The following is a 13,066-nucleotide window of genomic DNA, read 5'->3' on the forward strand; positions in this document are numbered from 1 at the left end:
CATGAGCCCGTCCGAACAGCCCACGGTCCTGATCGTCGAGGACGAGCCCGCCCAGCGTGAAGTCCTGGCCTACAACCTTCAGGCCGAGGGCTTTCGGGTGTCGAAGGCCGAGAACGGCGAAGAGGCGCTTTTGCTCGTGGACGAGCAGGCGCCCGACATCATCGTTCTCGACTGGATGCTGCCCTCGGTCTCGGGGATCGAGGTCTGCCGCCGCCTGAAATCGCGCGCCGATACCCGCGGCGTGCCGATCATCATGCTCTCGGCCCGGTCGGAAGAGGTCGACCGGGTGAGGGGGCTGGAAACCGGCGCCGACGATTATGTGGTGAAACCCTATTCGGTGGTCGAGCTGATGGCCCGGGTGCGCGCCCAGCTGCGGCGCACGCGCCCGGCCGCCGTCGGCCAGCGGCTCGAATTCGAGGATATCCTGCTCGATGCCGAAACCCACAAGGTGTTCCGGTCCGACAAGCCGCTGAAACTCGGGCCCACCGAATTCCGGCTGCTGTCCACCTTCATGGAAAAGCCCGGCCGGGTCTGGAGCCGCGAGCAATTGCTTGACCGGGTCTGGGGGCGCGACATCTATGTCGATACCCGCACCGTGGATGTCCATATCGGGCGTCTGCGGAAGGCGCTTTGCCAGCATGGCGGGTCCGATCCGGTCCGCACCGTGCGGGGCGCGGGCTACGCACTGGGCTGAGCTTTCAGTGCCGACCGGTTGCTGCACGGGCGCCCGGCGGCTTCCCGATTTTTTCTGTCAGGAATTGATCCCGGCGCGACGTCGGCCTATGCTGGGCGGGTGTCGCCGGGGCGCTGCCCCTGGGGCGCAAAGATCCGACCACCAGACCGGCTCCGGGCTGACAGGGACAAGGCACATGGGACGACCGGGCATCGCCACCGCAGCGGCAGTTTTCATATCCGCGGCGAGCCTCGCCTCGGCCGAAGAGGGAGGCGCGACCGCCGGTCCCTATGCCACGCCAGAGGCCTTCGGCGAGGCGCTCTTCTTCGATGTGAACCTCTCGAAGACCCGCAGCCAGGCCTGCGCCACCTGCCACGATCCGGCCCGGGCCTTCACCGACCCGAGGCCGACCGCGGCGGGGCGGGCGGTGTCGCTGGGGGCAGACGGCCACTCGCTGGGCGACCGCAACGCACCGACCGCCGCCTATGCCATGTTCTCGCCGACCTTCGCCCGGCGCGCCGATGGCAGCTATGTCGGCGGCCAGTTCCACGACGGCCGCGCCGCCGGTCTGGCCGAGCAGGCGGGCGGGCCGCCTCTGAACCCGATCGAGATGGGGCTGGCCGATGTGAACGAGGCCGCCGCGCGCATTCTGGAAAACCCGCGTTACGGCGCAACGCTCGACGCGCTTTACGGCCCCGGGACCGCCTCGGACCCCGAGGCCGTCTATCGCGCCGCGACCTCGGCCATCGCAGCCTTCGAGGCGACCGACCTCTTCGCGCCCTTCGATTCCAGGTATGACAGATACTTGCGGGGCGAAGTTCAGTTGACGGATGAAGAAGAACTGGGGCGTGTCCTGTTCTTTTCGCAGCAGTTCACCAACTGCAATCTCTGCCACCAGCTGCGCAGCTCGCCCATGGCGGCGGACGAGACCTTCACCGATTACAGCTATCACAATATCGGTGTGCCTGCGAATACGGCCGCGCGTGCGGTCACCGGCGTCACCGCGACCGATCTTGGGCTGCTGGCCAATCCGGCGGTCGACGACCCGGCGGAGGCGGGGAAGTTCAAGGTGCCGGGGCTGCGCAACGTCGCGGTGACCGGGCCTTACATGCATAACGGCGTCTTCGAGGATCTGCGGACCGTCATCCTGTTCTACAACAAATACAACAGCAAGGCGGCGGCGCGGCAGATCAATCCCGAGACCGGCGCACCCTGGGCCGCGCCCGAAGTGCCGGACACGCTGTCGATGGACGAACTGACGACCGGACCTGCGCTCGACGACGAGCGGATCGACGCGCTGGTGGCGTTTCTCGCGACTCTGACCGATCGCCGTTATGAGGATCTGCTAAAGTAAGAGGGCCGAACGCAGGTCCTCGGCGCTTTAAGCGCGAGCCGCGCCATTGGAAACAGCCGGGGCAGCGCCAGTCGAGCGGTCAGGCAAGGCGGATAATCATGATTATGTAACCTAAATCGCTTCAAGCCGCGCGACTCCGACTGCGACCAATTCAACCCAGGATCCAGCCGACCGTTTCCCGGCGTCACGGGCATCATGTTCCGTTGAGTGGAACAAAGTGCCATGATAACAAGGGCTAGACTGCGGCTACCGCACCGTTTGCAAGGCCGATCCCGGAAAACGGGACGTTTCGCCCGCTGGTCTTGCGCACAGTTACGCTGCGCGGCAGCGCTCGACAGGAGCCGCTTACCTGAACTAACAAAATGGCATGTGTGGAGGGTCAGTCATGTTGGGTCGAGTTCGGCAAACCGTGTCCGTGCGTCTGTGCGCTTCCGGAACCGCGAGGTCGAGGTCTTCATGAGCCTTGAACATCTGAGCGCCTTGATCGCTGCGCGCAGCATCGAAGAGCTTTGGGCGCTGCACACCCAGAAGATGGCCGATTTCGGGTTCGACCGACTGATCTACGGGTTCACGCGATTCCGCGCCGCCAACAGCTTCGGCGACCGCGACGACGTTATCGTCCTGTCGAACCATTCGCCGGACTATGTCCGCGCCTTCGTCGACAAAGGGCTTTACATGAATGCCCCGATGGTCCGCTGGGCCTCGCGGAACGAAGGCACCAGCAGCTGGCGGATCATCGCCGAGCGGATGGCCCGGGGCGAACTTCCGCCCGAAGAGCTGGAAGTGCTCCAATTCAACCGCTCGATGGGCGTGGTCGCGGGCTACACGATCAGCTTCAGCGAAATCTCGGTCCGCGCCAAGGGCGCCATCGGGCTTGCGGCCCGGCCCGGGCTCGACCAGGACGATGTCGACCGGATCTGGGCCGAACATGGCGACGTGATCCAGCTGATGAACGACGTGATGCACCTGAAGGTGCACAACCTGCCCTATGCCGCACAGCGCCCGCCGCTGACCCCGCGCCAGCGCGAGGTGCTGGAATGGGTCGGCGACGGCAAGACCACGCTCGACATCGCCACCATCCTCGGGGTCACCCAGGCCACGGTGGAAAAGCACCTGCGTCTGGCACGCGAGGCGCTGGATGTCGATACGACAGCCCAGGCGGTCCTGAAAGCCTGGTTCCAGAACCAGATCTTCCGCGCCGAGTCGCCCTAGACCGGTGATTGCCCGTCCCGAAGTGACGTGACGTTACATCGGAGGTCGCAGTGCGCGAAGAGGCTTCGCCTTGGGGTTGAATTCCCTTAATTTTCAGCTTCCCCGGAAGTAGGGATTCCCTGACTACACTTATTGGCGCCAGACCGGCAGATTTTCACCGTTCCGTGAGTGGTGGCCTTGGGCCAAGGAACAGTCTCGGCGAGAAACCGCGCGATTTCGCGGAGAGCGCCGAACCGGGAAACCGGAGCAGGTTGTGGTCGTTTTTTTTGGCGGTCAGAGCCTGCACCTTTTCGGCAGGGTCGCCCACCCCAGCGGGCGGTTCGCGAAAGGGCTCAAGGGGCGGCAAGCAAGTTAAGGGGGGTTTGCCGCCCCTTTCATCCCTCGCGCACAGTCACCCCGGTTATCCGTCCATCTCTCGTTTTCGGGTCACGGGCGACTCGCTGTGGGCCGCACCGGTCCCCTGCCCCTCCGGATCGCTGTCGGGACGGGTCGGTCCCGTCCGCCAGGCCCGAAGCGCGCACCGGGTGCCGGGCGCCGCGGCGTTCGGCAATGTAAAGCGCGCCTTCGGCCCGGCGCAGCGCGGCCTCGACGCTTGGCTCGTCGAAGGCGGCCATGCTGAGCCCGATGGCGGCCTCCGGCAGGTCGGGGGCAAGCGCCCGGGCCAGACGCTCGGCCATCCGGGCAAGCTCCGTCTCGCTGGGCACATGGGCCACCACCAGCAGGTTCCGCCCGCGCCAACGGCCGACGCTGTCTTCGTCCCTGAGCGTGCGCGTGGCCACCTGAAGCGCGCGGCCCATGATCCCGTCGCCGGGACCGGTTGCCGTCCCGTGACCGGCGGGCGCGCAAAGGATCACCCCGACCGGGCCCTTGCCGTCCAGCAGGTCGCGGTCGGGCCGGAACCGGCTGGCGCGCCCGGCGACCGGGTCGAACCGCTCGGTCCGGGCCTCGGCGCGGACGACGCGGTCCATGCTGGCGGCCAGCGCCAGCACCAGCGCAACCTGCGCCCCCCCCAGAAGGCCGATCAGCAGCTCGAGCGCGGGCCGGGCCGACCGGGCCTCGGGAAAGAGCCGCTCGGCCGCCAGGCCGGCGAGCCAGGGCATCGCCAGCGCCAGCCCGAGAAGCCCGCGCGCCCGGAGCCCGTGGCGGCCCCGCGCGAACAGCGGGCGCAGGACGGGATCGGCCCGCAGCACATGCCCCAGGGCAAGACCGCCCAACAGCATGCAGACAAGTCCGAAGGCCGCGACCGGCTGGCGGCCGTCCGCTGCCGCGAGGACCGTGCCCATCGCGACCCACCAGATCCCCGTCCAGGCGGCCGCCAGCAGCGCCAGCGCCGCGCCCCTACTGAAGGGCTTGACCGCGAGGCCGAGGTTCAGGGTCAGCACCGCATAGGCCGATGGCAGGTCGAAACCGGCGTCGGTTGCCAGCATCCCCGGCAACGACGTGCCCGAGATCGCCTGCGGCCAGCCGGGCAGCAAGGCCTCAAGGAGCCCCTGCGCGCCGATCAGAGCGGCGCCAAGCCCGAGCCCGGTCCAGATCGTCAAAGACCGTCCGGCGGGCCGACGCCCAAGCAGCGACAGCGCAAACAGCGCGAAACCGGCTGCGGCGGCGGGATGAAGCGAGGCCGCCTCCCGATGCGGCGGGATCAGCGACACCGGCAGCGCGCCAGCCAGGGCCGCGACCAGCATGGCAAGACCAAGCAGGCGAAGCGCCTGACGCGACAGGGCATGGGCGGGAAAGGCGGCGAGGTTGGGCACGGTGTGGCCCCCAAGGCTGCAAGATCTCGGCCCGAAAACCGTAATATTTTGACCCTAATCTGCAGTTAAGGTTAATAAGATTGCGCGACAGGACGAAATAGCGTGCGGCGCGTAACCAAATATTAAACCTATCGCTGCCCAATTCTGCCGCATAAACGGTGACGAGCGAGCTGTACGATGTGGATCAGTGGCCTGACAATGCGGAAATCCGGAGCGATGCGCGTTCTGGGCCTTGCCATCCTTCTTGTGATCGGTTTCGGGCTCATCCAGAATCTCCTGTCTCCCCCCGACGACAGCGCGGCGGCGCTCCATCCCCTGCCGGCCATCGGCTTTGCGCTTTTCGGGCTGGTCTTCCTGACCGGCCCGCAGACCCTGAGCCGCAACGCACCGATCCGCATGATCGCCGCCATCATAGCGGTTCTGGCGGTCGAGCGGCTTCTGGAAGCGTCGGTCCCCGGCTGGGTGCAGATCGTGGGCCATCCCCGGATCGAGGCATCGATCGAAGACATGGGGTTGCGCGGCATCTTGTCGGTCGAAATCTCCTTCGCGCTCGCCGTGCTCAATCTCGGACTGCTGGCCGAGCCGTATCAGCGCCAGACCGCGCTGCTGTTCCTGGCTGCCGCCTGGGTCGCGACCACCATGGGCATTCTCAAGCTCGCGTTCAATCTGACGCTCTGGCGCGGAGAAATGTCGCCCTATGCGCTCGCGACCATGGTGCTGGTCTGCTCGGCCCAGACGCTGAAGCTGCGCGACCAGCCGTTCCTGCGGCCGCTTTTCGCCCAGACCAGCTATGGCACCTATACCCGCGCGCTGGTCACCGGGGCGCTGGTCGTTCCCTGGATGTCGGGCTTTCTCTATTTCCTCAACGTGCGGCCCGATCCCGCCACACATCTGGCGCTGGAGCTTGCCTTCGGTTTCATCGGCTGGATCATGCTGGCACTGGTGCTGAGCATCGGCCATCTGATGGAGAAATCTAGCCTCGCGCTGGAACATGCCGCGCGTCACGATCCGCTGACCGGCGCCCTGAACCGGCGCGGTCTGTCGGCGGCTCTGGGCACCCGCAACGAGGCGCGCGGGGTCGTTCTGTTCGACCTCGATCACTTCAAGGCGGTCAACGATGCGCTTGGCCATGACGCGGGCGACCGGCTTTTGCGCGACATCGCAGAGACCGTGACCCGGAACGTGCGCAACGGCGATCTGCTGGTGCGCTGGGGGGGCGAGGAATTCCTGGTGGTGATGACCAGTTCGGCCGAGGTCCTGCTGGTGCAGACCGCCGAACGGCTGCGCCAGGCCATCGCCGCCCGGGACCCCATGCGGATCGGCGCGACGGCGCGTCCGGTCACCGCCTCCTTCGGCGTCAGCATGGTGCATCCCGGCGAGGTCGGCATCGCCGCGGCGATCCGCCGGGCCGACGAGGCGCTTTATGCCGCCAAGATCCGCGGCCGCAACCGCGTCGTTTCGGCCGCCGCGCTCTGCCAGGCCGATACCGCCCCGCTGCCCACCGCCGACCCGACCGAGCCGACGCGGCTGGTGTCCTGAAACGGCCCGCTGCCCCTCCAGACACGGAAAGCGAGGAACCTAAAGCGAGAAACGAAAACGGCGCAGCCCCGTCCGGGTGCCGCGCCGCCATGTCTTCGGGTGGTCCGTGCCGTGCGGCAGGATCAGCCCTGAGCGACTTTCGCCACTTCGGCCGCGAAATCTTCCTCGGCCTTCTCGATGCCTTCGCCGACCTCGATCCGGACAAAGCCGGTGATGGTGGCACCGGCCGCCTGAGCGGCAGCCTCGACGGTCAGGTCGGGGTTCACCACGAAGGCCTGCCCCATCAGGGTCGATTCCGCGATGAATTTCTTCATCCGGCCCGGGATGATGTTGTTGGTGATCACCGCCTCGGGCTTCGGTTTCGCGGCGCCCGCGTTTTCTTCCAGCGCCTTGGCGGTCTGGACGGCGAGTTCCTTCTCGATCACGGCCGGGTCCATCTGGGCCTCGGACAGCGCCGCCGGGTTCGCCGCGGCGACGTGCATCGCCACCTGACGCCCGAAGGCCTCGTCGCCGCCGGTCATCGCGACCAGAACGCCGATCTTGCCCATGCCGTCGGCGGCCGCGTTGTGGACATAGGCCACGAGCTGGTCGCCCTCGATCTTGGCCATCCGGCGCAGCGTCATGTTCTCGCCGACGGTGGCGATCTTGTCGGTCAGCGTGTCGGCGACGGTCTTGCCGCCCAGATCGGCCGATTTCAGCGCCTCGATGTCATCGACGGCGATGGCCGCCTTGGCGATCTCCGCGACCATCGCCTGGAATTCGGCGTTCTTGGCCACGAAGTCGGTTTCCGAGTTCACCTCGACCGCGACGCCCTTGCCGCCCTCGACGACGACGGCCACCAGGCCCTCGGCGGCGGTGCGGCCGGATTTCTTGGCGGCCTTGGCCAGACCCTTGGTGCGCAGCCAGTCGACCGCGGCGTCCATGTCGCCTTCGGTTTCGGTCAGCGCCTTCTTGGCATCCATCATGCCCGCGCCGGTCTTGTCGCGCAGTTCCTTCACCAGTGCAGCGGTGATCGCCATGGTTCGGCTCTCCTCGATAGTCGTTGGGTGACCGGGCGGGCTCTAGCCGCGCCCGGTATCAATTCCGTGACAGCGGATGAGGCTCAGGCCTCTTCCGCGGTCCCGGCCTCGGCCAGCAGCTCTTCGACCGGCGCCTCTTCCAGCGCGCCGATATCGACGCCGGCGGCATCCATCTGCGCGCTCATGCCATCGAGTGCGGCCCGGCTGGCCAGGTCGCAATACAGTTGGATCGCGCGGGCCGCGTCGTCATTGCCCGGGATGATGTAGTCCACGCCCTCGGGCGAGCAGTTGGTATCGACCACCGCGACCACCGGAATGCCCAGCTTGCGGGCCTCGAGGATCGCCAGGTCTTCCTTGCGCACGTCGATGACGAACAGCAGGTCCGGCAGGCCGCCCATTTCGCGGATGCCGCCCAGAGACGCCTGCAGCTTGGTCTGCTCGCGCTCCATGTGCAGCCGTTCCTTCTTGGTCAGGCCCTCGGCGCCGGCAGACATGCGCTCGTCGATCTCGTTCAGACGCTTGATCGACTGCGACACGGTCTTCCAGTTGGTCAGCGTGCCGCCGAGCCAGCGGTGGTTCATGTAGTATTGCGCGCATTTCTCGGCCGCCTCGGCCACCGATTTCTGCGCCTGCCGCTTGGTGCCGACGAAGAGGATGCGGCCGCCGCGCGCCACGGTATCGCGGATCACGTTCAGCGCCTGGTCCAGCATCGGAACGGTCTGGGTCAGGTCGACGATGTGAATGCCGTTGCGGTCGCCATAGATATAGGGCGCCATGCGGGGGTTCCACCGCTGGGTTTGGTGACCGAAGTGAACGCCAGCTTCCAGCAGCTGACGCATGGAGAAATCGGGAAGCGCCATGTCCTTGTCCTTTCCGGTTTGCGCCTGGGCGGGACGTCAAGGGCAGATGCCCAACCGGCGGACCGCTGCGGGATGTCTCCCCGCAGGGCCCAGCCCCGCCTGTCGAAGTGACGCGCGCTTACCCTCATTTGGCCGCCCGCACAAGCCCTGCCTCTTCTTCTTGGCGAAAATACCCATATCGCGCGCCTTGTCACCGGCCGGGACGCGGATCAGAAAGGCGCCATGAGCGCGGAACTTCCCATTCTCTGCATCGGCGCCGTCCTCTGGGACGTGATCGGTCGCGCGCCCCGCCCGATGGCGCCGGGCGACGACCGCCCCGGCCGGATCGCGCGCCGTCCCGGCGGTGTGGCGCTGAACGTCGCGGCGGCGCTGGCACGCCACGGGCTGCGCCCGGCGGTGCTGGGGGCGGTCGGGCGCGATGCCGAAGGCGCGGCGCTGATCGCCGCCACCGCCGCGCTGGGGATCGAGACCCGCTGGCTTCGCCGCGGCGCGCGGCCCACCGACATCTATATGGCGATCGAGGATGCGACCGGGCTCGTGGCCGCCATCGCCGATGCGGGCGGGCTGGAGGCCGCCGGAGCCGCGGTGCTGGCTCCGCTGATCGACGGCCCGCTCGGTGCGCCCGACCGGCCTTTCGCGGGCACCGTGGTGCTGGACGGCAACCTGCTGCCCGGGCTTCTGGCCGGGATCGCAGCCCATCCGGCCTTCGCCGCCGCCGATCTGCGCGTGGCGCCCGCAAGCCCCGGCAAGGCCGAGCGGATCGCGCCCTTCCTTGCCCGGCCCGGGGCGACGCTCTATCTGAACCGGGCCGAGGCGGGGCTGATCCTCGGGCGCGAGCTTGCCGATGCCCCCACCGCAGCCGCCGCGCTGCGCGCCGCGGGCGCGGCGCGGGTGCTGGTCACCGATGGCGCGAGGGCGGCCGCCTTCGCGTCGGACGACCGGCTGGTCGCCGCCTGCCCGGCGCCTGTCGAGGCCGCCCATGTCACCGGCGCGGGCGATGCGCTGATGGCCGCCCATATTGCCGCCGAACTGGGCGGCGCCCCTGCCGGGGCGGCGCTTGCCGCAGCCCTTGCCGCCGCCACCCGTCATGTCACCGCCGAGGACGATCCATGCCCCTCTCGCTGAGCTACTCGCCCGAAGTTTCCGACGCCAAGGCCGCCTTCGCGCCCATCGTGGCGCTGGAAAGCACCATCGTCACCCATGGCATGCCCTGGCCGCGCAATCTCGAAACCGCGCTGGCGGTCGAGGCCGAGGTGCGCGCGGCGGGCGCCGTGCCTGCCACCATCGCCGTCGTCGGCGGGCGGATCCATGCCGGACTGGCGCCCGACGCGCTTGAGGCGCTGGCCCGGGCCGAGGGCGTGGCCAAGCTCAGCCGGGCCGATCTGGCGGCGGCACTGGCGCGCGGCATCACCGGCTCGACCACGGTCGCGGCCACGATGATCTGCGCCCGCCTGGCGGGGATCGCGGTCTTCGCGACCGGCGGCATCGGCGGCGTGCATCGCGGCGCCGAAACCAGCTTCGACATCTCGGCCGACCTGCAGGAACTGGCGCAGACGCCGGTGACGGTGGTGTCGGCCGGAGCCAAGGCGATCCTCGATCTGCCGAAGACGCTGGAGGTGCTGGAAACCCTTGGCGTGCCGGTCATCGCCTATCAAAGCGACGCCTTCCCGGCCTTCTGGTCGCGCTCGTCCGGGCTGGCCGCGCCGCTCCGGATGGACAGCGCCGCCGAGATCGCCGCCGCGCACCGGATGCGCGGGCTGCTGGGCCTGCCGGGCGGCCAGCTTGTCGGCAACCCGATCCCCGAGGAAGACGAAATCCCCCGCGCCGAGATCGAGCCGATGATCGCCCGGGCGATGGCCGACACGGCCGGGGCCTCGGGCAAGGACGTGACCCCGGCCCTGCTGGCCCGGCTTTACGAGCTCAGCGGCGGGCGCACGCTCGAGGCCAATATCGCGCTCGTGCGCGCGAATGCGCGGCTCGCGGCCGAAATCGCCCTCCGCCTCGCCTGAGCGCGCCCGCCGCCTGCTCCCGGTCCCGCACCGCCCGGCGAACGGGCAGGCGGTCGGCGGAATGCCCGGTCCGCGCCCCTCTGGCGCCGAAATCCTCACCGCTTCTCGGCGCGGCTATTGCCGGGCGGCAGACCCCTGCCTAGGTATGGTCCGACACGGGAGATTTCAGCCACACATGTTCGAGACCAAAGAGCCCTCTGCCGACCATCCCGAACCGCAGGACCCGCAACCGCGCCCGTTCTGGCGCGGCGTGCTGGCGCGGCTTCGCAACAACTTCCTGGCCGGGCTGGTGGTGATCGCCCCGGTTGGCCTGACCGTCTGGCTGATCTGGACCGTGACCGGCTGGATCGACGGCTTCGTGCTGCCCTTCGTGCCGCAGAAGTTCCAGCCCGAGCAATATATCGGCATCGACATTCGCGGCCTCGGCGTGATCTTCTTCCTGATCTTCACCCTGGTCGTCGGCTGGATGGCCAAGGGCATGGTCGGGCGGTCCTTCATCGGCTGGGGCGAACGGGTCGTCGGGCAGATGCCGGTGATCCGCTCGGTCTATAACGGGCTCAAGCAGATCGCCGAGACCGTCTTCGCCCAGACCGAGACCAGCTTCGACCGGGTCGTTCTGGTGCAATATCCGCGTCAGGGGATCTGGGCACTGGCTTTCGTCTCGACCAGCGCCAAGGGCGAGATCAAGCGCGTGATCCCGGGCGAAGATCCCTTGCTGTCGGTGTTCCTGCCGACCACGCCCAACCCGACCTCGGGCTTTCTGCTGTTCGTGCCGCAAAGCGAGGTGATCGAGCTTGAGATGAGCGTCGAGGAAGCCGCCAAGCTGGTGATCTCGGCCGGGCTGGTGGCGCCCGAAGACCCCCGGGTTCTGGCCGCGGCGGCGGCGGCGGCCCCGCGCGCCGTGCAGGAGGCCGCCCGGCGCCCGCGCCAGCGCGAACGGCTCGGCGCCTGAAGGCGACCGCAGCGTGACCGTGCTGGGACCGGGGCTGACCGGATTCGCGACCTCGCTGTCGCTGATCCTTGCCATCGGGGCGCAGAACGCCTTCGTTCTGCGTCAGGGGCTTCTGGGCAGCCATGTCTTTGCGCTGTGTCTTTTCTGTGCGCTGTCGGACGCGGTGCTGATCGCGGCCGGGGTCGCAGGCTTTGGCGCGGTGACAGGCGCCCTGCCCTGGCTGCCGCAGGCGCTGAGCCTTGGCGGCGCCGCCTTCCTGATCGTCTATGGCGCATTGCGCGCCCGCGCCGCCTGGCAGGGCGGGCACCGGCTGACCGCCGAGGGCCGGGCGGGCAGCGTCTGGGCGGTGCTGGGCACGGCCGCCGCGCTGACCTGGCTGAACCCGCATGTCTATCTGGACACTCTGGGCCTGATCGGCGCCGTCTCGACCGAATTCGACCCGGGCGCCGCGCGCGAGGCCTTCGCGCTGGGGGCGGTCCTGGCCTCGTTCTGTTTCTTCTTCGCGCTCGGCTACGGGGCGCGCGTCCTCGCCCCCGCGATGGCCCGCCCGGTCGCCTGGCGGGTGCTTGACGCGCTGATCGCCGCGGTGATGTGGGCCATCGCGGCGCGGCTGATCCTGGAAAGCTGAACCTGGGCGCCTGACCCCCGCTCAGGTGCCTTCGCACATCCTCTGAAGGTTCACGCTGCTCGCGGTCTGCAAGGCGGGCTTGACCTCGTGCAGGAACCGCTCGGCCGCCGCCCGTCCGGCCTCCTTCAGCTCGGCCAGCACGATGGGGCTTGGCATCAGCTTGGTCACGATGCTGAGGCTGTTCATCATCCCGTCATCCGAGATCATGTGAATCCGCGGCACCTTCAGCGAGCCCGCATCGATCCGGCCCTCGGCGATCAGCTGTTCGAGCTGCGAAATCGCCCGGAGTTCCCGCAGCAGCGACGAGTTGAAGCTGATCTCGTTGATCCGGTTCTGGATGTCCTGCGGCGTGCGCGGAACCTCGTCGCGCTCCATCGGATTGATGGACACGACCACGATGTCCTCGGGCAGTTCCGGCGCGAACAGCGGAAAGAGTGCCGGGTTGCCGGTATAGCCGCCATCCCAGTAGGCCTCGGTCCGGCCGGTGTCCGGGTCGGCGATCTCGACCGCCTGAAACAGCGTCGGCAGGCAGGCCGAGGCCAGCAACACGTCGCTGTCGATCTCGTCGCCCCGGAAGACCCGCACCTTGCCGGTCCGCACATTGGTGGCGCCGACGAAGAGAAGCGGCTCGGCCTTGGCGCAGACCTTGCCGAAATCGAAGCGGCGCACCACCCGTTCCAGCGGGTTGCGGTAGAACGGCCCGAGCGCATAGGGGCTGACCGACCGGCTTGCATTGTCGATCAGCGAGATCGGCAGGGCCTGTTCCATGAACTGCGCCACCGCCCCCGCGCCCGGCAGGAAGGCCGCCATCCAGCTGGTCAGCCGCATGTCGCCGACCGCGCCCACCTGTTCCCAGAACCAGTCGAGGTTCTCGCGCGCGGCCTCGCGGCCGCCCGAGACCAGCCCGGCCTTGACCGCCGCGCCGTTCATCGCGCCCGCCGAGGCGCCCGAGATCGCGGCAATCTCGATCTCGGGGTCCAGCAGCAGCCGGTCCAGCACGCCCCAGGTGAAGGCGCCATGCGCGCCTCCGCCCTGCAGCGCCAGGTTGATGCGCCGGGTCGTCATC

12 protein-coding genes are annotated in these 13,066 nt (G+C 68.4%); 8 read left to right on the forward strand and 4 right to left on the reverse strand.

Translation table 11 applies throughout. The annotated features are described in order from the left end of the window. Position 1: 1 nt before the first annotated feature. The 3 genes from phoB to C8N38_RS02115 all read left to right on the forward strand — a co-directional run bounded on the left by phoB (position 2) and on the right by C8N38_RS02115 (position 3,239). On the forward strand, positions 2–694 hold the full coding sequence (gene phoB, locus C8N38_RS02105; protein WP_108023427.1) for a phosphate regulon transcriptional regulator PhoB: 693 nt from the start codon (positions 2–4) through the stop codon (positions 692–694). Between the two features lie 175 nt (positions 695–869). Next, on the forward strand, positions 870–2,027 hold the full coding sequence (locus C8N38_RS02110) for a cytochrome-c peroxidase (RefSeq protein ID WP_108023429.1): 1,158 nt from the start codon (positions 870–872) through the stop codon (positions 2,025–2,027). 456 nt (positions 2,028–2,483) lie between these two features. Continuing rightward, positions 2,484–3,239: a LuxR family transcriptional regulator gene (locus C8N38_RS02115; RefSeq protein ID WP_108023713.1), complete on the forward strand. Its 756-nt coding sequence runs from the start codon at positions 2,484–2,486 to the stop codon at positions 3,237–3,239. A 374-nt stretch (positions 3,240–3,613) separates the two neighbouring features. Here the strand turns inward: C8N38_RS02115 and C8N38_RS02120 are convergent, their stop codons facing one another. Beyond that, positions 3,614–4,993, reverse strand: coding sequence for a nucleotidyl cyclase domain-containing protein (locus C8N38_RS02120; RefSeq protein WP_108023431.1), 1,380 nt, complete (start codon positions 4,991–4,993; stop codon positions 3,614–3,616). 177 nt (positions 4,994–5,170) lie between these two features. On the opposite strand from C8N38_RS02120, the gene C8N38_RS02125 reads away from it, so the two are divergent. After that, positions 5,171–6,532: a GGDEF domain-containing protein gene (locus C8N38_RS02125; RefSeq protein WP_108023433.1), complete on the forward strand. Its 1,362-nt coding sequence runs from the start codon at positions 5,171–5,173 to the stop codon at positions 6,530–6,532. Between the two features lie 122 nt (positions 6,533–6,654). On the opposite strand, the gene tsf is transcribed toward C8N38_RS02125, so the two are convergent. Both tsf and rpsB read right to left on the reverse strand, forming a co-directional pair. Continuing rightward, positions 6,655–7,551 (reverse strand): translation elongation factor Ts, encoded by an 897-nt coding sequence (tsf, locus tag C8N38_RS02130; protein ID WP_108023435.1) that lies wholly within the window; start codon positions 7,549–7,551, stop codon positions 6,655–6,657. Between the two features lie 83 nt (positions 7,552–7,634). Beyond that, on the reverse strand, positions 7,635–8,411 hold the full coding sequence (gene rpsB / locus C8N38_RS02135; protein WP_108023437.1) for a 30S ribosomal protein S2: 777 nt from the start codon (positions 8,409–8,411) through the stop codon (positions 7,635–7,637). Between the two features lie 222 nt (positions 8,412–8,633). Here rpsB and C8N38_RS02140 point away from each other — a divergent pair, with 222 nt between their 5' ends. The 4 genes from C8N38_RS02140 (at position 8,634) to C8N38_RS02155 (ending at position 12,000) form a co-directional block, all read left to right on the forward strand. Next, a complete protein-coding gene (locus tag C8N38_RS02140) occupies positions 8,634–9,536 on the forward strand; it encodes a PfkB family carbohydrate kinase (RefSeq protein ID WP_108023439.1) in 903 nt (300 codons plus the stop codon). Then, on the forward strand, positions 9,521–10,420 hold the full coding sequence (locus C8N38_RS02145; protein WP_108023441.1) for a pseudouridine-5'-phosphate glycosidase: 900 nt from the start codon (positions 9,521–9,523) through the stop codon (positions 10,418–10,420). Before C8N38_RS02140 ends, C8N38_RS02145 begins: the two co-directional genes overlap by 16 nt. Before the next feature lie 175 nt (positions 10,421–10,595). Beyond that, complete coding sequence (locus tag C8N38_RS02150; protein WP_108023443.1) at positions 10,596–11,372, forward strand: DUF502 domain-containing protein; 777 nt, start codon at positions 10,596–10,598, stop codon at positions 11,370–11,372. A gap of 19 nt (positions 11,373–11,391) precedes the next feature. Then, entirely contained in the window at positions 11,392–12,000 is a 609-nt protein-coding gene (locus C8N38_RS02155) for a LysE/ArgO family amino acid transporter (RefSeq protein ID WP_245895487.1), read from the forward strand. 21 nt (positions 12,001–12,021) lie between these two features. Here the strand turns inward: C8N38_RS02155 and C8N38_RS02160 are convergent, their stop codons facing one another. Further along, positions 12,022–13,065: a patatin-like phospholipase family protein gene (locus C8N38_RS02160; RefSeq protein WP_108023445.1), complete on the reverse strand. Its 1,044-nt coding sequence runs from the start codon at positions 13,063–13,065 to the stop codon at positions 12,022–12,024. Position 13,066 lies beyond the last annotated feature (1 nt).

This window comes from Rhodovulum kholense (assembly GCF_003053725.1).
Classification (GTDB): domain Bacteria; phylum Pseudomonadota; class Alphaproteobacteria; order Rhodobacterales; family Rhodobacteraceae; genus Rhodovulum; species Rhodovulum kholense.

Excerpts from the sequence above, each read along its gene's own strand:
- C8N38_RS02125 (WP_108023433.1), top strand. The coding sequence starts at position 5,171 with ATGTGGATCAGTGGCCTGACAATGCGGAAATCCGGAGCGATGCGCGTT.
- C8N38_RS02110 (WP_108023429.1), top strand. The coding sequence starts at position 870 with ATGGGACGACCGGGCATCGCCACCGCAGCGGCAGTTTTCATATCCGCG.
- C8N38_RS02150 (WP_108023443.1), top strand. The coding sequence starts at position 10,596 with ATGTTCGAGACCAAAGAGCCCTCTGCCGACCATCCCGAACCGCAGGAC.
- phoB (WP_108023427.1), top strand. The coding sequence starts at position 2 with ATGAGCCCGTCCGAACAGCCCACGGTCCTGATCGTCGAGGACGAGCCC.
- rpsB (WP_108023437.1), bottom strand. The coding sequence starts at position 8,411 with ATGGCGCTTCCCGATTTCTCCATGCGTCAGCTGCTGGAAGCTGGCGTT.
- C8N38_RS02145 (WP_108023441.1), top strand. The coding sequence starts at position 9,521 with ATGCCCCTCTCGCTGAGCTACTCGCCCGAAGTTTCCGACGCCAAGGCC.
- C8N38_RS02160 (WP_108023445.1), bottom strand. The coding sequence starts at position 13,065 with ATGACGACCCGGCGCATCAACCTGGCGCTGCAGGGCGGAGGCGCGCAT.
- C8N38_RS02115 (WP_108023713.1), top strand. The coding sequence starts at position 2,484 with ATGAGCCTTGAACATCTGAGCGCCTTGATCGCTGCGCGCAGCATCGAA.
- C8N38_RS02140 (WP_108023439.1), top strand. The coding sequence starts at position 8,634 with ATGAGCGCGGAACTTCCCATTCTCTGCATCGGCGCCGTCCTCTGGGAC.
- tsf (WP_108023435.1), bottom strand. The coding sequence starts at position 7,551 with ATGGCGATCACCGCTGCACTGGTGAAGGAACTGCGCGACAAGACCGGC.